Source organism: Lysobacter sp. K5869 (assembly GCF_018847975.1).
Classification (GTDB): domain Bacteria; phylum Pseudomonadota; class Gammaproteobacteria; order Xanthomonadales; family Xanthomonadaceae; genus Lysobacter.
Genome location: NZ_CP072597.1, coordinates 377,555 through 395,661, shown reverse-complemented (window position 1 = coordinate 395,661; position 18,107 = coordinate 377,555). Strand labels below are relative to the sequence as shown.

General features: G+C 69.2%; 20 protein-coding genes and 1 pseudogene. 16 read left to right on the top strand and 5 right to left on the bottom strand.

Annotated features, from left to right (window positions below):
- Positions 1–8: 8 nt before the first annotated feature.
- Positions 9–1,460 carry a PLP-dependent aminotransferase family protein gene (locus J5226_RS01695; RefSeq protein ID WP_215838141.1) on the bottom strand — a complete coding sequence of 484 codons (1,452 nt, stop codon included), beginning with the start codon at positions 1,458–1,460 and terminating at the stop codon, positions 9–11.
- Between the two features lie 60 nt (positions 1,461–1,520).
- Here J5226_RS01695 and J5226_RS01690 point away from each other — a divergent pair, with 60 nt between their 5' ends.
- Complete coding sequence (locus J5226_RS01690; RefSeq protein WP_215838140.1) at positions 1,521–2,201, top strand: hypothetical protein; 681 nt, start codon at positions 1,521–1,523, stop codon at positions 2,199–2,201.
- A 16-nt stretch (positions 2,202–2,217) separates the two neighbouring features.
- On the opposite strand, the gene J5226_RS01685 is transcribed toward J5226_RS01690, so the two are convergent.
- Complete coding sequence (locus J5226_RS01685; RefSeq protein WP_215838139.1) at positions 2,218–3,012, bottom strand: hypothetical protein; 795 nt, start codon at positions 3,010–3,012, stop codon at positions 2,218–2,220.
- 506 nt (positions 3,013–3,518) lie between these two features.
- On the opposite strand from J5226_RS01685, the gene J5226_RS01680 reads away from it, so the two are divergent.
- Entirely contained in the window at positions 3,519–4,286 is a 768-nt protein-coding gene (locus J5226_RS01680) for a hypothetical protein (RefSeq protein WP_215838138.1), read from the top strand.
- Between the two features lie 167 nt (positions 4,287–4,453).
- On the opposite strand, the gene J5226_RS01675 is transcribed toward J5226_RS01680, so the two are convergent.
- The gene (locus tag J5226_RS01675; RefSeq protein WP_255322962.1) at positions 4,454–5,317 is read right to left on the bottom strand and encodes a BPL-N domain-containing protein; all 864 of its coding nucleotides are present in this window, start codon (positions 5,315–5,317) and stop codon (positions 4,454–4,456) included.
- 705 nt (positions 5,318–6,022) lie between these two features.
- Here J5226_RS01675 and J5226_RS01670 point away from each other — a divergent pair.
- Genes J5226_RS01670 through J5226_RS01660 form a run of 3 tightly spaced genes read left to right on the top strand, consistent with a single transcriptional unit; the run spans position 6,023 to position 8,906 of the window.
- A complete protein-coding gene (locus J5226_RS01670) occupies positions 6,023–6,736 on the top strand; it encodes a PadR family transcriptional regulator (RefSeq protein ID WP_215838137.1) in 714 nt (237 codons plus the stop codon).
- A 44-nt stretch (positions 6,737–6,780) separates the two neighbouring features.
- Positions 6,781–7,602 carry a siderophore-interacting protein gene (locus tag J5226_RS01665; RefSeq protein WP_215838136.1) on the top strand — a complete coding sequence of 274 codons (822 nt, stop codon included), beginning with the start codon at positions 6,781–6,783 and terminating at the stop codon, positions 7,600–7,602.
- A gap of 47 nt (positions 7,603–7,649) precedes the next feature.
- Entirely contained in the window at positions 7,650–8,906 is a 1,257-nt protein-coding gene (locus J5226_RS01660; protein ID WP_215838135.1) for an MFS transporter, read from the top strand.
- A gap of 72 nt (positions 8,907–8,978) precedes the next feature.
- Here the strand turns inward: J5226_RS01660 and J5226_RS01655 are convergent, their stop codons facing one another.
- Positions 8,979–9,242 carry a helix-turn-helix transcriptional regulator gene (locus J5226_RS01655; RefSeq protein ID WP_215838134.1) on the bottom strand — a complete coding sequence of 88 codons (264 nt, stop codon included), beginning with the start codon at positions 9,240–9,242 and terminating at the stop codon, positions 8,979–8,981.
- Between the two features lie 301 nt (positions 9,243–9,543).
- Between J5226_RS01655 and J5226_RS01650 the strand changes: the two genes are divergently transcribed.
- The 7 genes and pseudogenes from J5226_RS01650 (at position 9,544) to J5226_RS01620 (ending at position 13,049) form a co-directional block, all read left to right on the top strand.
- Positions 9,544–9,927, top strand: a complete 384-nt coding sequence (locus J5226_RS01650; protein ID WP_215838133.1) for a hypothetical protein — start codon at positions 9,544–9,546, stop codon at positions 9,925–9,927.
- A gap of 18 nt (positions 9,928–9,945) precedes the next feature.
- Positions 9,946–10,188: a hypothetical protein gene (locus J5226_RS01645; protein ID WP_215838132.1), complete on the top strand. Its 243-nt coding sequence runs from the start codon at positions 9,946–9,948 to the stop codon at positions 10,186–10,188.
- 81 nt (positions 10,189–10,269) lie between these two features.
- Positions 10,270–10,479: pseudogene (locus J5226_RS01640) on the top strand (alkylphosphonate utilization protein); the annotation flags it as partial.
- 70 nt (positions 10,480–10,549) lie between these two features.
- The gene (locus J5226_RS01635) at positions 10,550–10,903 is read left to right on the top strand and encodes a YkgJ family cysteine cluster protein (protein WP_215838131.1); all 354 of its coding nucleotides are present in this window, start codon (positions 10,550–10,552) and stop codon (positions 10,901–10,903) included.
- Between the two features lie 7 nt (positions 10,904–10,910).
- A complete protein-coding gene (locus tag J5226_RS01630; RefSeq protein WP_215838130.1) occupies positions 10,911–11,120 on the top strand; it encodes a hypothetical protein in 210 nt (69 codons plus the stop codon).
- Between the two features lie 172 nt (positions 11,121–11,292).
- The gene (locus tag J5226_RS01625) at positions 11,293–12,042 is read left to right on the top strand and encodes a hypothetical protein (RefSeq protein WP_215838129.1); all 750 of its coding nucleotides are present in this window, start codon (positions 11,293–11,295) and stop codon (positions 12,040–12,042) included.
- Positions 12,039–13,049, top strand: a complete 1,011-nt coding sequence (locus J5226_RS01620; RefSeq protein ID WP_215838128.1) for a methyltransferase — start codon at positions 12,039–12,041, stop codon at positions 13,047–13,049. Before J5226_RS01625 ends, J5226_RS01620 begins: the two co-directional genes overlap by 4 nt.
- 75 nt (positions 13,050–13,124) lie before the next feature.
- On the opposite strand, the gene J5226_RS01615 is transcribed toward J5226_RS01620, so the two are convergent.
- Positions 13,125–13,373, bottom strand: coding sequence for a hypothetical protein (locus tag J5226_RS01615; protein ID WP_215838127.1), 249 nt, complete (start codon positions 13,371–13,373; stop codon positions 13,125–13,127).
- Between the two features lie 339 nt (positions 13,374–13,712).
- Here J5226_RS01615 and J5226_RS01610 point away from each other — a divergent pair, with 339 nt between their 5' ends.
- From J5226_RS01610 to J5226_RS01595, 4 genes are all read left to right on the top strand, one after another.
- Complete coding sequence (locus J5226_RS01610) at positions 13,713–14,099, top strand: VOC family protein (protein WP_215838126.1); 387 nt, start codon at positions 13,713–13,715, stop codon at positions 14,097–14,099.
- Positions 14,100–14,142: 43 nt separating this feature from the next.
- Positions 14,143–14,643, top strand: coding sequence for a hypothetical protein (locus J5226_RS01605; protein WP_215838125.1), 501 nt, complete (start codon positions 14,143–14,145; stop codon positions 14,641–14,643).
- 254 nt (positions 14,644–14,897) lie between these two features.
- Positions 14,898–15,074: a DUF6229 family protein gene (locus J5226_RS01600; RefSeq protein ID WP_215838124.1), complete on the top strand. Its 177-nt coding sequence runs from the start codon at positions 14,898–14,900 to the stop codon at positions 15,072–15,074.
- 130 nt (positions 15,075–15,204) lie between these two features.
- On the top strand, positions 15,205–18,081 hold the full coding sequence (locus J5226_RS01595; protein ID WP_215838123.1) for a type 2 lanthipeptide synthetase LanM family protein: 2,877 nt from the start codon (positions 15,205–15,207) through the stop codon (positions 18,079–18,081).
- Positions 18,082–18,107 lie beyond the last annotated feature (26 nt).

Here is an 18,107-nt window from a genome sequence, read left to right as displayed (position 1 = left end):
GCGGCCGTCTAAAGAATGACCGCGCGCGAACCTTCCTGGCGCCTCGCGGCGCGCGCCGGCGCCCGCGACCAGACCTGCGCCATGCGCTGCACCGCTTCGATCAGTTCCTCTTCCGGCCGCACGTAAGGGATGCGCAGCCACTGATCGCCGCCGCCTTCGACGCTGAACATCGGGCCGGGCGGGACGTGGACGCCGACGCTTTCCAGGTTCGCCGCCAACTGCGTCGCGCTGCCCTCGGGCAACTGCAGCCACAGCGTCATGCCGCCGTCGGGCAGGCGGAAGCGCCAGTCCGGCAGCCGTTCGCGCAGCGCTTGCGCCAGCACGTCGCGGCGCTGGCGCAGTTGCGCGCGCCGCGCGGCGATGACCTCGCTGTCGTCGAGCAGTTCGGTGACCACCAGTTGATCGAACAGCGCCGTGCCGAGGTCGAGCTGCAGCCGCGCCTTGATCAGCCGTTCCATGAGTTCGCGCGGCGCGCGGATCCAGCCGACGCGCAGCCCGCTCCACAGCAGCTTCGACACGCTGCCGACGGTGATCGCGTCCGGCGCGTGCGCGGCGAAGGGCAGGGGCATGGCGATGTCGGACAGCACGATGGCTTGCAGCGATTCGTCCACGAGCGGCGTCGCGCGGGTGGCGCGCAGCGCGGCGGCGTAGCGCGCGCGCTGGCCGTCGCTCATCAGGAAGCCGGTGGGGTTTTGGAAATCGGGAATCAGATAGGCCAGATGCGGCCGGGTCTGCCGCAGCGCGGCTTCGATGCCGTCCAAGTCCCAGCCCGCGTCGCCCAGCGCATCGCTCATCGGCGAGGCGACCAGACGCGCGCCGCCGAGGCGCAGCGCTTCGATCACGTTCGGGTACACCGGCGATTCGATCATCGCGCGGTCGCCGGGCCGCGACAGCGCGCGCGCGACGATGGCCGTGCTCGACAGCGCGCCGGCGGTGACCATGATCTGGTCGGGGTCGGTCGGCAAGCCGCGCCGCGCGTATTTCTGCGCGATCAGTTCGCGCAGCACCGGCAGGCCGACGGGACGGTGGCCGTCGCTGCCCAGATAGCCGGGCAAGCGTTCCAGCGCGCGTTCGTAGGCGGCGGCGACGCCGGCGATGGCGGTGGTGGACGCGCAGTTGAGGTCGATCGCGCCTTCGGGCGCGTGCGCGCCGGCGAACGAGCGCAGCGCGTGTTCGTGCGCGCGCCGGCGCTCGCCGGGCACGGCGGCGTAGGTGCCCGCGCCTTGGCGCGCGGTGGCGAAACCCGCGGCGGCGAGATCGGCGTAGGCGCGGGTCACGGTGTTGCGCGACACGGCCAGCACCTGCGACACCGCGCGTTCGCTGGGCAGGCGCGTGCCCAGCGGGATGCGGCCGTCGCCGATCAGTTCCTGCAGGATCTGGCGCAGCCCGCGGTAGGCCGGCTTGCGCGGGAACTGGCCGACCAAGGTGGCCAGGTGTTCCGGGGTCAGGGATCGGTTCATGAGGCCACTATGGCGGAAGTGGCTCTACGTGGAAGTGCCAATCGTCCAGATACTGGCGCCATGACCCCCGACTCCTCGCCCCTCGGACTGGCCAATCTCGGCCCCATCGCCCAACTCCGCGCCGGCCGCCTGCCCGAGCGCCTCGTCCGCCTGCTGGCGGGGCTGTGGCTGTACGGCGTGTCCAACGCCTTGCTGATGCAAAGCACGCTCGGCGGCTCGCCGTGGGTCGTGTTCCATCAGGGCGCGTCGCGGCATCTGCCGTTGTCGCTGGGCATGGTGATGGTGTCGGTGGCCGTGGCGGTGTTGCTGCTGTGGATTCCGCTGCGGCAGATGCCCGGACTGGGCACCGTCGCCAACACGTTTCTGCTGGGGCCGTTCACCGACCTCAACCTGCATTGGCTGGCGGCGCCCGAATCGTTGCCGTTGCGCTGCGCCTATCTGATCGGCGGCGTGGCGATGTGCGCGCTCGCCACCGCGCTGTATGTGGGCGCGCAACTCGGAACCGGCCCGCGCGACGGGTTGATGACCGGATTCGCGCGCCGCACGGGTTGGTCGATCCGGCGCGTGCGCACCAGCATCGAGATCGTGGTGCTCGCCTGCGGCGTGGCCCTGGGCGGCGTCGCCGGCCTCGGCACCTTGGTGTTCGCGCTGTGCGTGGGGCCGATCACGCAGTTCTTCATGCGCTATCTGGTGCTGCGCCTGGAGGCGCCGGAAGAGAAGCTGCCGGCCGCGGTTTCCTAGCGGGATCCTCGACGCTTCAATTCTTCGGCACGGGCACCGGCTCCGCCTGGGCAGGTTCGCCGGCCGGCGCCGCCGGCTGCTGCGACTCCGCCGGCTGCTCGCCGCCCAAGCGTTCGAGATCGCCCACGCTGACCGTCCCGCCCAAACGCTGCCGCCACAGCTTGTCCTGGCGGGTCCAGTAGCGCTGCGCGTTCCAATGGGTTTCCGCGTAGAACTTGCCCGGCGGAATCTGCTCGCGCAGTTCGGGCTGATCCGCGCGGCCGCCGCCGACGCCGATGTCCATGCCGACGTGGCTGCCGGTGATCTGATTGCGCTTGCGCCGGAGTTCGCGCTCGTAGCGCGGCTTCACGGTCGGGTCGCCGTAGGTTTTGTAGGCCGCCGGCCCCTTCTCCAGCGCGGTCTTGCGCTCGTCCGGCGTCATCGCCGCCCAATAGCGCTCGCGCAGCGCGACCAGATCGGGATAGCCGCGCTCGGCGGCCAGATCCATCCAGATGTAAGCGGTGGCGCGATCGGCCGGCGCGCCTTCGCCCTTCCAGTACATCTCCGCCGCGAACGCCTGCGAGGGCTTGTCGCCGTAGTAACCGGCGCGGCGGAAGCGCTGCAGCGCGGTGTCGAGTTGGCCGCGCCGATAGGCCTGAATGCCGAGCTGGCGATACTCCACGTCGGGATGCAGCGCCAGGTAGCCGCCTTCGAGCAGGGCCGGATCTTCGATCGGGTCCGCGACCGGCGCGCCGGCGCGCAGCGGCGCGGCGACGCAAAGCGCGATCAAGGCGATCGCGAGCGAAAGCGGGGCTCGGGGGGTGACGGTCATCGCGTGGTTCTCCGGCGGGAACGGCAGAGGATTCGGTGCAACGACGGCGCGGTTCGCCGCCGCGGGCCGGAGCCGGATATCCGTGGGTGCGCGGAGCGGCCGGTCCCGGGCCTGGTTGCGAAGATCCATCGTGCCGATCGTATCGATCAGGACACCGGTCGGCATCATCGCATTGGGTCGGCGGAATTGGACATCTCGAATTTCGCCGCCGCGGTGCGGAGGAAGGTTCGAGCGCCGAGGCGGAAGAGCGGGCTGCTGGAACAGGCCGTCGCCCGCGCCCCGCGGCGGGGCGCGAACGCTGCGGGGCGCGGGCGGGCGAACCGCGCCGCGCGCCGTGGGCACAGCGAAGGCGAAAAAACCGCGCCCGCGATGATCCGAAATGGCCGCGTCCTCCGAGTACCGGTACGCCCGCCGCCTCCGCGGCCGGGCGTTCGGCGCGACGCCCGCCCCGCGCGGGCGATCCCTCACGCCGCCCACCGCACGATTCCATGACAGGAGCAAGCACCATGAAATGGCTTTCGGCAAGCAGTCTGGCGTTGTTCGCCGCGCTCGGACTGGTCCAACTCTCCGGCGCCACCGCGGCCGCCGCGACGCCCACGTTCACTCTGAATCCCGCGTTCTGCACGCCGGTCTGCGGCGCCTCGCAGCTGGCCGAACGGTCCTGGACCAAGCCGGCGCGCGCGAACTACGAGGAGCAAACCGTCGAAGTCGACGTCGCCGCGTCCGACCTGCTGCAGGCCGGGATCGAGAACGTCTTCGTCAGCACCATGTCCGGCGATCAGGCCTTCGCGCCGTCGGGCCAGTTCACCGCCAACGCCACCGGCGGCGGCATCGGCATCGTGCTGGGCTCGGCGCACCCGCCGTATCACCCGACCTGCGTCGGCGCCGACTTCAGCAACCGCCAGTTCGGCATCTTCGCCTACAGCTGGGGCGACCCCTACGGCCCGACCGCGGGCATGGTCGCGTGCAAGAACATCGCCAAGTCCGCGCTCGCCAGCGGCACCGTGCGCATTTCGATCAACACCTATTGCGGCATGGGCCTGCGTCCGCTCTGCGATGTGACCGCCAAGCTGACCCACCTGCAGACCGGCGTGGTGTTGGCGACCGCGAGCGCGTCGAACGTGCGGATCAAGAACCCGCTCGCCGCGCGCAAGGTGTGGTACGGCGTCAGCAATTACGACGCGGCCGCGCCGAACTATCCGGTGACGTTCACGCCGCGCACGGAAACGTATTACGCGGACGTGGAGCCGGGGTGCAATCCGATTTGTCCGTGATGGAGTGTTCGTCGGAGATCGGAGCGTTTCGGAGCATGCTCTGAAGTGTCGATCAGCTCTCCGAGGGCCGGGCTCCGCGATCGTCGCGGGCCCGGCTTTTTCTTTTGTGGGGACGCAATGGCTGGCGACGGATTTACGGTTCCATCCGCTTCGATCCCTTCGCGCGCTTATCGCTCCAGCCCGCTGAGCAGCGAGCGCAACAGCCTGTCGCTCGGCATCTCGTCCACGGGAAGTCCGGCTTCCTCGAACCACGACTCATCCGCTTCAGGGTGCGGGCCGCTCAAGACGACCAAGCCTTTTCCGAGCGTGTAGCGCGCCGCGGCGAGGTCGTTGTTGGCGTAAGTCGCGATGGTTCTGAAGCCCGGGTCGTTCGCCGGGCGAAGCAGGTAGGGGCCGTCCTGGTAGAAAACCGTTTCTTTTCGGCCTTCCCAGCGCACGGCGACGACCGCGTCGTCGCTGGTGGCGACGGGAAAGCCGCGGCGCCCGACTTCCGAATTCAGTTCGTGCGGGATCAGGCCGAGGCCGGAGGCGCTGGCGAGATAAGCGCCCATGCAGATGCCGAGGTAGCGGCCGCCGCGGGCGACGTAGTCGTGGACGGCGTCGATGCGTGCGTCGCCGAGGCTCTCCAGCGCGCCGGGGATGTCCTGGCCGCCGCCGGGTTGGGCGTAGACGTCGTACTGCGACAAGGTCGCGGGCGTGATGTCGATGCGTTCGTCTTCGCCGACGAAGTCGACGCGGTAGCGCGGGCTCAATCGTTCGATCGCGGTTTTCAGGGTTTCCGAGCAGTTTTCGCACGAGGCGGGGCCGCGGTAGACGGCGATGCGGATCGTGTCCGCGCGCGAATCGGCGAGCGAGGGCGGGGCGAGCGCGCTCAGCACGACGAGCGCGGCGAGTGTCAGCGTGAGACGTCGGATGAAGTTGCTGGCGCTGTGCATGTGGGGGCTCGGGGCGGTAGTCGAAGTGCGTCGATGGCGTCGGCTGGAACGTCGTCGGGGCGGATGCGCGTGGAGGCTCGCGTGAATCGCGCGCAACTTTCGCGGTTCGGCGCCGATGGCCGCGCGCCCTTCGCGCCGAAGCGATGCCGCGTTGTTCGGTGAGCAATCGCGGTAAGGCGAGTCGCCGCCACAGTGCCGTGCGTTTCTTTGGGCGCTGTCCGGCAGCCTACCTCCGCTCGTTCGGCCGGTACGTAACGCTTGGTAATCGATCTGATGCGTTTGGTGCGCTCGAGAACGCCGCGCGCATTCGGCTCTGAGGAGTCTGTCGTTGCGATGCGGCGGCGTTGCCGTCGCGTTTGCGATTCGGCTGCAGGCTCTTGGCAGACGAAGGTCGCGACCGCGTCATTGCGGATCGCGCGCTCCGGTTCTTCGCGTTGGACGCGGCCGGGAAGGTGGGAGCCAGGAACGACGCAGAGGCCGGCCGATGGCGTGCCGATCGGGCCGCGGCGCTCAGCGCTGAGAACTCGTGTCCGATGCGCGGCGCGAAGCCAGGTTTCGACGTTGGAGGTGCTGGAAGAACCTTGGGATCGCGGCCCCGGCCGAGCCGGCACTTGGCCAGGCCCGAAGCGCCAGCCGGCAGCGACCGGGCGCCAGCCCGTCTGCGGCGCTCATCGACCGGTCGCCCTCGTCCTTGCCCCGATCCGTCCCCCAAACCCGCTCGACCGTCCGTCGGGACCGCTTGCTTTCATATCTTACGATATATATCTTAAAACACATCTTACGACACCCAAGGTCTCCATCATGCGCCGCTTCTTCCCGTTCGGCCCCGGCCGGGCCTCCTGCGATCACGACGATTTCCAGCGCTTCGAGCGCTTTTCCTTGCATTCGATCTTCCACGCCGGCGGCCACCACCCGCGCGGCGGCCGCGGCGGCGGACGCCGCGGCGGGTTCCCCGGCGGACCGGGCGGGCCGGGCTTTCCGGGCGGCTTCGACGACGGCGAGGGCTTCTCGCGCGGGCGCAAGTTCAGCTCCGACGATCTGCAATTGCTGTTGCTGGTTCTGATCGAGGAGAAGCCGAGCCATGGCTACGAATTGATCAAGGCGCTGGACACCCGCTCGAACGGTTTCTACAGCCCCAGTCCCGGCATGGTCTATCCGGCGCTGACGTATCTGGAAGAACTCGGCTACGTCACCGTCGAGCTGGAAGGCAACCGCAAGCGTTATGCGCTGGCCGAGCCGGGCATCGCGCATCTGCAGGCCCACCGCGAGCGCGTCGACACCATGCTGGCCAAGCTCAACCACATGGCGCGCAAGATGGATTGGGTGCGGCGCGCGCTGGCCGGCGAGGAGCCGGCCGATCCGTCCGAAGGCGGCTGGCTGCAAGAGCTGAGCCTGGCGCGCCGCGCGCTCAAGACCGCGCTGTACCGCCGCGACAACCTGCCGGTCGACGAACAGCGCCGGATCGCCGAGATCCTGCGCCGCGCCGCCCGCGAGATCGAAGGCGGCGAGGACTGATCGCCGCCGTTTCCCCCACGCAAGCGAACCACAGGACATCCCCCATGCAAGAAACCAGCGAACTGGCGGTCGCGCGCGTCCGCCATGCGTTGAAACTGCGGCTGTTGCGCGTGATCCGGGTGGAATCGGTCACGCCGCAACTGCGCCGCGTCGTGCTCGCCGACGACTCGCTCGCCGATTTCGTCTCGGCCTCGTTCGACGATCACGTCAAAGTCTTGTTCCCCGCGCCCGGCGAAGAACGCCCGAACATGCCGACGCTGGGGCCGAGCGGCTTCGTTTACGCCGACGACGCGCCGCGTCCGGCCGTGCGCGATTTCACCCCGCGCCGTTTCGACACCGAAGCGCGCGAACTCGAACTCGAGTTCGCCTTGCACGAAGCCGGCCCGGCCAGCGATTGGGCGCGGCAGGCGCGGGTCGGCGACTACCTCGGCGTCGGCGGCCCGCGCGGTTCGCGGGTGATTCCGGCCGGCTACGACTGGCACGTGCTGATCGGCGACGACACCGCGCTGCCGGCGATCGCGCGCCGCCTGCAAGAATTGCCGGCCGCCGCGCGCGCCATCGTGGCGATCGAAGTCGAAGACTCCGCCGCGCGCATCGAGCTGACCAGCGCCGCCGCGCTGGAAGCGCATTGGTGCTATCGCGACTACGCCGAGCCGGGCGGCGACTCGCCGTTGCTGCGAACCGTGCGCGGCTTGCGCTGGCCGCAAGACGGCGCGGGCTACGTCTGGGCCGCCGGCGAATCCGGTGCGATCCGCGCGGTGCGCCAGCATCTGTTGAACGAGCGCGGCGTCGACAAATCGCGCCTGCACGCCGCCGGTTACTGGAAGCGCGGCGCGCAAGGCGTGCACGAAACCTTGGAAGACTGAGCGCCTTTTCCCCCACCACCGCGGTCGTCGCGACCGCAAGGGTCCCCATGTACTCGATCACTCCCTCGCGCGAGCGGAGCCTGCTGTGGCTGCTCATGCTGACCCAGTTCACCCTGATCATGGACTTCATGGTGATGATGCCGCTGGGCCCGCAGATCATGCGCGCCCTGCACATCATGCCGGCGCAGTTCGCCGCCGCCGTCTCGGCGTATTCGATTTGCGGCGGGCTGTCCGGCCTGCTCGCCGCCACCTACATCGACCGCTTCGACCGGCGCAAGCTGCTGCTGGCGATGTACGCCTTGTTCGCCTTGTCGAACTTGGCCTGCGCGCTGGCCGACAGCTATCCCTTGTTGCTCGCTTCGCGCGCCTTCGCCGGCATCAGCGGCGGCGTGCTCGGCTCGATCATCATGGCGATCATCGCCGACGTGATCCCCTCGCAACGCCGCGGCGCGGCGACCGGCACGGTGATGACCTCGTTCGCGGTCGCCTCGGTGATCGGCGTGCCGGTCGGCGTCCTGCTCGGCGCGCATTTCCACTGGTCGGCGCCGTTCTGGCTGCTGGTGGCGCTGTCGCTGCTGATCTGGATCGGCGGCGCGCGTACGGTGCCGCCGCTGGATCAACACCTGTCGCGGCGCACGCCGCTGGCGCAGGCCTTGCCGGACCTGTTCAAGCTGTTCTCCAACCCGCGCCATCTCAACGCGTTCGCGCTGACCTTGATGCTGACCACCTCGCAGATGCTGGTGATCCCCTTCATCTCGCCGATGCTGGTTGCCAACCACGGCATCGAGCCGTCGCAACTGTCGTGGATGTATATGGCCGGCGGCGTCGCGGCGTTCTTCACCTCGCGTCTGATCGGCCGCTTGGCCGACCGCCACGGCAAGCAGCGCGTGTACCGCATCGCGGTCGCGGTGTCGCTGTTGCCGGTGTTGTTCATCACCCACCTGCCGGCGGTCGGCTTCCTGGCGATGCTGTTCTTCTTCCCGTTCTTCATGGTCTCGATGAACGGCCGCATGGTGCCGCTGCAGGCCTTGCAGGCCACGGTGCCGCAGGCCGAACAGCGCGGCGCCTACCTCAGCGCGAACAGCGCGGTGATGTCGCTGGGCACGGGCTTCGGCGCGTGGCTGGGCGGCTTGATGCTGAGCACCGACGCGAGCGGACACATCGCCGGATACGGCACGGTCGGCTGGATCGCGGCGGGGTTGGCCCTGTGTTCGGCCGTGTGGGTGGGGCGGGTGACCTCGGCGGACGTACCCGCGCCGGTGGCGGCGCCCGCGGCCGGCGAACCGGGCGCCGACGCGGCCTGAGCGGAACCGTCGGGGCGCACGCGCGAGTGGAACCGTCGGCGCGCGCGCGCGCCGCGGCGCGCGGCCGGCGGCTCAGTCCGCCGCGCCGGGCGGCGACTTCAGGCGCACGCCGCGGCCGGTGCCGTAGCTGGGCATGTTCTCGCCGATCAATTCCACACCGGCGGCGTCGAGCGCGTTGACGATCTTGGTCAGCGTGTCGACCACGCCGCGCACGTTGCCCTGGCTGGCCTCCATGCGCTGGATCGTCGGCAGCGACACGCCGGCCTTTTCGGCCAGGGTCTTCTGATCCATGCCGGCCAAGGCGCGCGCGGCGCGCAACTGGCTCGCGGTGATCAACGCCGCGGCTCCGAGGCCGGGGCGAAGCGGAAGCGGGCGGGTGCGGACAAGCGGGCGGTCATCGGCGGGTTCGGTGGCTTCGGCGGCGGGCGTACGGGCGGCGAATGATCGCCCATCGCGACCGGCTCGGCACCCGTCCGCAGGGTGGGCTTATTAGTTTCACATCTATATTGATGTATTAAACATCTATTGATAGGCTTCATCGCTCTGATCTGATGGCGTGCCGCCCCGCGCGGCGCGCCGCAGTGCGCGTCCGCCCCGCCGTGGGCGGCGCCAGCGACGCCTCGATTGCGGAGATCGCATGTCCCCAGCTTTGCCCCAACTGACCACGCTGACCCAGGTGGGCGTCCAACTCACCGCCGCGGTCGAGATCGAACTGCGCGGCAATCTGACCTTCCTCGAGGTCTACCGCGCCCTGCGCGGCGGCGACTTGCTCGAGGAAATCGAACGCATCGCCCCGGGCGCCTGCGACTTCGGCGTTTGCCCGCGCGGCAGCGCGCAGCGCGCGGCGCTGCACGAAGCGCTGCGGCGCGCGGCCGACACCGCCGAGGGGCGCGAGCGGCGCAAGCTCGGCCTGATTTCCTCCGGCGTGCATCTCGCCCTGGCCCTGGTCCTGGAAGCGATCCAACAGTGCTATTGGATCGCGCCGCGGGTGAGCCTGCACGGCTCGGCCGACGCCCGCTGACGCCGAGCGAACGCCCCGATGCCCCTGCACCCCGATCCCGAACTGGCGGCCTTGCCCTGGCCGATCCTGGCCTTCGTCGAAGACCACCTGAGCAACGACGCGCGTTCCACCGACGCCGAACTGGCGGCGCACTTCGTCGCCAACGGCCTGACCCGGGCGCAAGCCGTCCGCGCGCTGCGCTTCCGCCGCGTCTACCAAGACGCCTTGTTCCTGACTCACGAAACGCCGATCCGCTGCGGCGCGAGCCGGTCCGCGGCATGAGCGCGCAACGCCGCCCGCAGCCGCGATAATGCACACCCACGGCCCGGCCGCGCCGGCGCCGTTCCTTTGGAGTTCGATATGATCGTGAAAGACAGCAACGGCACCCCGCTCGCCGACGGCGATTCGGTTTTGGTGATCAAGGACCTCAAGGTCAAGGGCACCTCGGTGACGCTCAAGCGCGGCACCTTGTGCAAGAACATCCGCCTGACCGACGACGAAGAATTGATCGAATGCAACGTCGAGAAGGTCAAGGGACTGGTGCTGCGCACCGAGTTCTTGAAGAAGGCCTGATCCGCGCGGGCACTATCCGAAAACCACGCGCGACGGCGCGGATGCGGCAGCGTTTGGCGGGAGACGACCGATGACGCGCGACGAGCGGGATCTCGAAGACTTGCGGCGACGCATTCCGTCGTTCCGCTGCATCGACGGCTGCCACGATTGCTGCGGGCCGGTGACCGCGTCCTCGCTGGAGATGGCGCGGCTGCCGTTCAAGCCCGAGGCCGAGCGCGACGCGGCGCTGGCCGCGTGGAGCTGCCCGCACCTCGGCCCGAACGGTTGCGAGGCTTATGAGGAGCGGCCGCTGATCTGCCGCTTGTTCGGCACCACGCCGCGGCTGAGTTGCCCCAACGGCTGCCGGCCGGAACACATGATCGACGAGGCCGCGGAGTACGACATCCACGCCTTCCTGCGGCGCACCCGGCAAGTGCTGGTCTGAGCGCGCCGTGCCGGATCTGTCCGCCCCCGAACGCAAGGCGCTCGCGATCCTGTCGAAGCGGCCGCCGCTGTTCAAATGGGAGCGCGAGGCGCTCGCCGAAATCGCGCTGACGGAGTTGCAGCGGCGCGGTTTGATCGTCGCCTGCGCGGACGGCTGGCGCCTGACCGAACGCGGGCGCGTCCGCGCGGCCGTCGCGCCGCGGCCCGAGCGGTTGTGATCTCGCCGCGCAAATCTCAGTTCGCTCACACACAATCACGCTCTCTCGCGTTGCCTTGAACGTCGGCGCGCGCCGATGATGGCCGCGAACCCGCGCTGCCGAACCCGCGCTCTCGCTCCAGCGGCGGCCGCAACGCCGGCCGCTGGATTCCGCACGGAAGCAGGAGGCCCCGATGAAGACCGTGCTCGCCCACGTCCTGCGCAGAAAGCGCGCGTACGACCGTCTTCCGCTGTTCGACCGGCTGCGCGACGAACGCCTGCCCGCGCAAGCGCGGCTGGCCTTCATGCCTGCGCTGGCGTTCTTCATCATGGCCTTCGCCGATCTCAACCGTTACGTGCTGCGGCGCGTGCCGGCGGCCGATGCCCATCAAGAACGGGTCAACGCTCACACCTACGAGGACGACCATCACTGGCCCTGGTTCCTCGAAGATCTGGAGAAACTCGGCTGGAGCCGGCCGACCACCACGGTCGATGCGATGCGGCTGCTGTGGTCGGAAGAAACCCACCGTTGCCGCGTGCTGATGTACGAGCTGTGCGCGCTCTTGTCGGACTGCAACGGCATCGAACGTCTGGCCGTGGTCGAGGCGATCGAGGAAACCGGCAACGTGCTGTTCGGGCTGACGGCGCGGATCGCCGGCGACATCGAGGAACAGGCGGGCATCGAGCTGCGCTACATGGGCGATTTCCATTTCGCCCTCGAGTCGGGGCATATGCAGAACGGCGAGCACGCGGAACTGGCGCGCATCGCCTTGAGCGACGAGGAGCGGCGCCGCTGCATGGCGCTGGCCGACCGCGTGTTCGACGCCTTCGCCGATTGGACCCACGAGGCGGCGTGGTTCGTCGACCGCGCGGCCGAAGCGGGCGTCGCGGCCGCGTTCCCGCGCGCCGCGAGCGCCGCCGCGCCGCAGGCGGCGCCGCGATGAACGATCCTTCGCACCGCGACGACAGCGCCGCCTACGACGTCGCCTTCGGCTTGTTCGTCTACCCGGCGATGCTGATCGCGCATCGCCTCGGCTTGTTCCGCCGTCTGGCGCAAGGCGCATGCGGCTTGCCCGAACTCGCCGAGGCGCTCGGATTGGCGCGGCGCCCGACCCAAGCGCTCGCCGCCGCGGCCACCGCGCTCGGCTTCGTTCGCCGCGACGCGGCCGCGTACCGCCTGACCGCGCTCGGACTGGACCTGCTGACCGAAGACAGCGCGACGTACTTCGGCGCCTTCTGGGATCTGATGTACGACAACGCCGGCACCTTCTCGCTCGAACGCCTGGAGGAGGCGCTGCGCAACGACGCGCCGAAGGTCTACGGCGAGCCCGACATCTTCCGCACCCACGAACAGCAGCGCGAACTCGGCCTGCGCTTCACCCGGGCCATGCAAAGCCTCGGCGCCGCGCACGCACCGGTGTGGCCGACCCGGCTGGATCTCGCGCGGCACCGCACGATGCTCGACGTGGGCGCGGGGTCGGGCGTGCACACGCGAGGGGCGCTGTCGGTCTGGCCGAATCTGCGCGGCGTGCTGTTCGACTTGCCGGCGGTGTGCGGCTTGGCGCGCGAATTCCTCGACGAGGCGACCGCGGCCCGCATCGACTTCCATCCCGGCGATATGTGGAAAGACCCGTTCCCGCCGGCGGATCTGCATTTCTACTCGAACATCTTCCACGACTGGCCGCGCGAGCAGAACGCCTTCCTGGCGCGCAAGAGTTTTCAGGCGCTGCCGCCGGGCGGCAGGATCGTGCTGCACGAGGTGTTGTATCGCGAAGACAAGAGCGGCCCGCTCGCCGCGGCCGGTTTCAGTCTGATGATGATGGGCTGGACCGAAGGCGAGCAATACACCGCCGAAGAACTGGATGCGCTATTGCGCGAGGCGGGCTTCGCATCGGTCGAGGCGGTGCCGAGTTTCGGCCACTACAGCCTGGTAACCGGAGTGAAGCGCTGACGGCGCGACAACAAAAAGCGGAGCCCGGACATCGGGCTCCGCTGCATATCGCGACACCGAACGCGCGCGATGCGCTTACATCTCCACGATCGGCCCGTTCGGATCCGGCGGCGAAGGGCAGCCCGTGGTCGGGTTGCAGACGCCGATCAAGCGCCACGCACTCCCTCGGCATTGATAGTACGAGCCCGGATCGGTCGGGCTGTCGTAAGGCACCAGGAACAAATGTCCCTCGGTTTGCGCGGTGCACGCGTAAGTCGGCTCCGCCGCGGCCGGCGCGGCGACGCCTACCATCGCGGCGAAAAACACGAGTGCGCCCGCTTTCATCGTCCATCCCTTCATGCGTTGGTTCTCCGTCCGTTGAAAGCCGCCGCGATCCGCGCCCGGGCGGGCTGCGGCCGCGCGCGTCGCGCGGCAGGTCGCGATGACGCGGGCTTCCCGGATGCGGCGGCGGCTTCCGGGAGATCGGGGAACCCGACGCTAGCACATGATGCGACGCATCATCGCGCGGCTTCGAGCGCGCACGGCGGGTCTTGCGCGAGCGCATAATCGGCGCGGGTCCGGCCGGTGTTTTTCGCGCGACCGGCCGGCGGAAACGTCGCGGCAATCGTAAATCCGCAACCTGGCACACAGCGCGTGCCGCGTGCGCGTGTGCGGGAGACACGAATGAAACGTACCTGGACCATCATCGGCGTCGCCGACGTCGCTCGCAGCTTCGCTTGGTATCAGACGCTGTTCGGTCAGCCCAAGACCGCGCCGGCGCACGATTTCTTCGGGCAACTTCTGGATGCGGACGGCACCGTCCTGCTCTGCCTGCACCGCTGGGGCGCGCACGATCATCCGACGCTCGCGAGCCCCGAACACGCGCAGCCCGGCAACGGCTTGTTGCTGTTCTTCCGTGTGGACGATTTCGATGCGTCGTTGCTGAGAGCGCGCGCGTTGGCTCCTGCGTTGGAAGAAGAGCCGGGCTTGAATCCGAGCACCGGGACGTTGGAATTCGCGTTGCGCGATCCCGACGGCTACTACGTCATGGTCAGCGCGCTCGACGCTTGAGACGCACCGCGATCCCCATCGGAACGACAGGATGTCCTCGCTAATGAAAACCGCTTTCGCCGTTCTCGCTTTGCTGGCGCTGATGCCCGCGACGGGGCATGCGTGCAGCATGGTCATGTCCCCGAAGTTTCATGTGCTTCCCAATGCTTCCGCGCAACAGCCGCCGCGGATAGGCGTGAAGAAGGTCGACTTCGTCGCCTGGATCGGCGGGCCCGACGTCGGCAGTTGCGAGGGCGTCGGATTCATCGCCATCGAACTGTCCGGCCCCTCCGTCCGCAAGATCGCCGACTACGGAATCCTCATCGAACCGCAGTCCGGCATGAACGACGAACGGTTCTTCCCCGCCACCCCGCTGGCGCCGCGCAAGTCCTACACCGGCCGCGCCATCGAAATCCGCTGGGCCTGGACCAGCCTCACCCCCGACGCCGACGGCAAGGTCCGCTGGCACCTCAATCTGATTCCGGTCTCGCGCTCCGGCGCGCGCGGCGAGCCGGTGCCGATCTGCGTCTCCTCCGACGACTCCTGCCCCCAGCCCACGCCGTAAGCCGCGTCCGTCGGCCGGCCCGCGATTCAGCCAAGGAGCGTGGAGCAGACGCGCAATGGCTTGTATTGCGCGTCACATTATTGGTGACAAATCGCATTGACTCGGCCATTCCCCGGGTGCAAGGCTACCGCGGTGTCTGGGACGGCACGGGCGGAAGGAACAGGAGCGCAGCGGATTCGCTGCTCCGTCTATCGGGGTCTTTAGGCACAAGAAGTGTCCTCGCAACTCACCCGAAGCACACAAGGAGAGCAGTCATGAACGAGTACAACGACGTGGTCGCTGCGTGGCGTAACGATGCCGGTGCCGACAATCCGGCCGGCCCGCTGTTCATCAGCGGCGAGTTCGCCGAAGCCGACATCGCCGGCGACAACGAAATCATCTCCAGAAACACCTCGGCCTGTACCGGCTGCGGCACGATCCAGTGCTGCTGAGCGACAAGGTTTCGATACCGCAGTTCTGATCGGGGGAGCCGCATGAGCGCGCAAGTCGAATGCGCGGGCGATGGCATCGCTGTCGCTCGCAGGGAGTCGTGCGCCGTTTTCGGCGGAGCGCCCGGTTGATATGGCGTCCGTAGCGGACGCGCGCGGTTTCGAAGCAACGCTGGGCTGCCTGACCTCGTCCGCGTTGGACGATCTGGCGGCCCAGCTTCGCTCCGTCGCCGGCCTGGGCGCCGGCGAGCGCGAGGCGGTGCTGGCGGCGACGCGCGAATCGCTCGTCGCGGCGCTGCACGCCAAGGTCGGACGCCTGTTGCTGCTCGAACTCAACGCCGCGCGCGTCACCGGCCGGTTGGGCGAGGACGGCAGCGCCGAAGAGCGCTGGGAGCGCTTCATCGAACTGGCGTCGCAACGCGATTTCTGGGACGCGCTGAGCCCGCATTACCCGACCTTGATGCCGCGCCTTGCGCGCATCGTCGACCACCGCCGCGCGGCCTCGCTGTCGTTCGCGCGGCGCTGGAGCGAAGACCGGCCGCGCTTGCGCGCGCTGTGCGCGAACGATCCAGGCGAGCTGGAATCGCTGAGCTTCGGCGCCGGCGACAGCCATTGCCAGGGACAGTCGGTCGCCATCGTCCGCTGCGCGGGCGGCGCGCTGATCTACAAGCCGCGCTCGCTGGCCGTCGACGCCGCGCTGCGCGATTTCCTTGCCGCATTGGCCCGCGAGCACGGCGAACCGATGCCGATCCGGGTGCCGCGCGTGGTCGACGGCGGCGAACACGGCTGGAGCGAATTCATTGCTCATCGCCATGCCGCAGGCGAAGACGAACTGCGCAGTTTCTATACCGGCATCGGCCATTGGCTGGCGACGATGCGCTTGCTCGGCGGCACCGATCTGCACGCCGAGAATCTGATCGCGCACGGCGGCCATCCGGTGGTGGTCGATTGCGAAACCTTGTTCACGCCGCGGGTGCCGGTGCTCGCGTCGGGCTTGGGCGACGCCAACGACCGCGCGGCGGATCTGGTCTCGGGCACCGTGCTCAACATCGGCTTGCTGCCCACGCGCGGCGCGAGCCTGGGCTGGCGCGGCGTCGACAATTCCGCTGCGGGGATGTTGCCTGGGCAACAACCGATGCTGAGCCTGCCGGGCATCGTCGGCGCCGGATCGGACCAAGCGCGCCTGGGCAAGCAATGGGTCGCCGCGCCGGTGTCGCAGAACCATCCCAGCGCCGAGCCGGTGCTGCACCGCTATTGGCCGCAGGTGCTGCAAGGTTTCGACGCCGCCACCGCGACTTTGCAGCGCATGGACGCGGGCGGCCGCCTGCGCCCCGCGCTCGCCGATTTCGCCGACTGCCGCGTGCGCGTGGTGACGCGCGCCAGCGAGACCTACGCCGAGATCGGGCGCATGCTGTGGCATCCGGTGTCGCTGCACGACGAGGCCAAGGCGCGGCGCACCGCGCACGAGCTGATGGCGAAGATGGCGGCCAATCTGTCGATCGCGCCGGGCGATCCCGAAGTGATCGACGCCGAGATCGAGGATCTGCTCGACGGCGACATCCCGCTGTTCTCGACCCGGGTGCGCGAAGGGCGCCTGGAGGGGCCGCGCGGCACCCGTTGGCTGCCGGCCTGCGATCTGGCGCACGCGGCTTGGCAGCGCTGGCGGCAGGCGGATTTCGCGCGCGAACGGCGCTTCATCGACGCCTCGTTGATCAGCGCGTACTCCAACGACGGCTGGACGCCCGATCTTCCGCAGATGCGCGTGGAGCCGCGCATCGAAGACCTCGACCGGCGCCGCCGCGAACAGGGCGCGCGGATCGTGCGCGGATTGATCGACAACGCGATCTTCGGCGACGACGGCACGGTCGCGTGGATCGCGCCGGGGTTCTCGCCGTCCGGCTGGTCCGTGCGGCCGCTGGATACGGATCTTTTCAACGGCGTGTCCGGCTTGGCGCTGCTGGTCGGCGCGTACTTGCGCGAAACCGCGGCGGGGCGCGCGGACCCGGTCGAAGGCGCGCAGGCCTTGTTCGACGCGATGCGGCGCACCCTGATCCGCGCCGAGGCCAAGCGCGCCGATCAGCGGCGCGAACGGGTCAAGCTGCGGCCGCCGTCCCCCGGCGCCTATGTCGGATTGGGCGGGCAGATCTGGAGTTGGCTGACGTTCGCGCGCTGGGGCCTGGACGGCGGCGAAGGGCTCGCGCGCGCCGTCGCCGCGACCGAAGAAATGCCCGAAGCCGTCGCGGCGGACGGGATCAACGACGTCTTGATGGGCAGCGCGGGCGCGATCGTGCCGCTGCTGATGCTGGCGCGCGCGAGCGGCGATACGGCGTACGCCGATCTGGCCGGCGAGGTCGGCGATCGCGTGATCGAACGCGCGCAGCGGCAAGACGGGCGCTTGTTCTGGGTGCACGAACGCTGGCCGCAAGGCCTGGGCGGCTTCTCGCACGGCGTCAGCGGGATCGGCTGGGCGCTGACCCATCTGGCGCGGGAAACCGGGCAGGCCCGCTATCTCGACGCCGCGCACGGCGCGTTCGCGTTCGAGGATTCCTTGTACGACCCGCAAGAAGGCAACTGGCGCGACCTGCGCATGCTGCCCGGGGTGATCGCGTCGACCGCGTGGTGCCACGGTTCGGCCGGCATCGGTTTGGCCCGCGTGGATCTCGATCCGCGTTTGCGCGAGCCGCAAACCTTGGAAACGCTGCGCCGGGCCAGCGCCGCGACGTGGCGCGCGGGCTTGGGCTGGAACCACTGCGCTTGCCACGGCGATTCCGGCAACGGCGAACTGGTGGCGTTGGCCATCGACGCGGGCGTCGGGCCGGACGGCGTGAGCAAGACCGATCTGCTGGCCGCGCTCGTCACCGGGCTGGAGCGCTACGGGCCGTATTCGGGCGGTCCGCGCGAAGTGTTCTCGCCGGCGTTGCTGCCGGGCATCGGCGGAATCGCGTATCAGTTGCTGCGCGCGCATCCCGACAGCGATCTGCCGTCGATTCTGGTGCCGCGCCTGGATTGAGCGCGCGCAACGGCTTACAAGGAGTT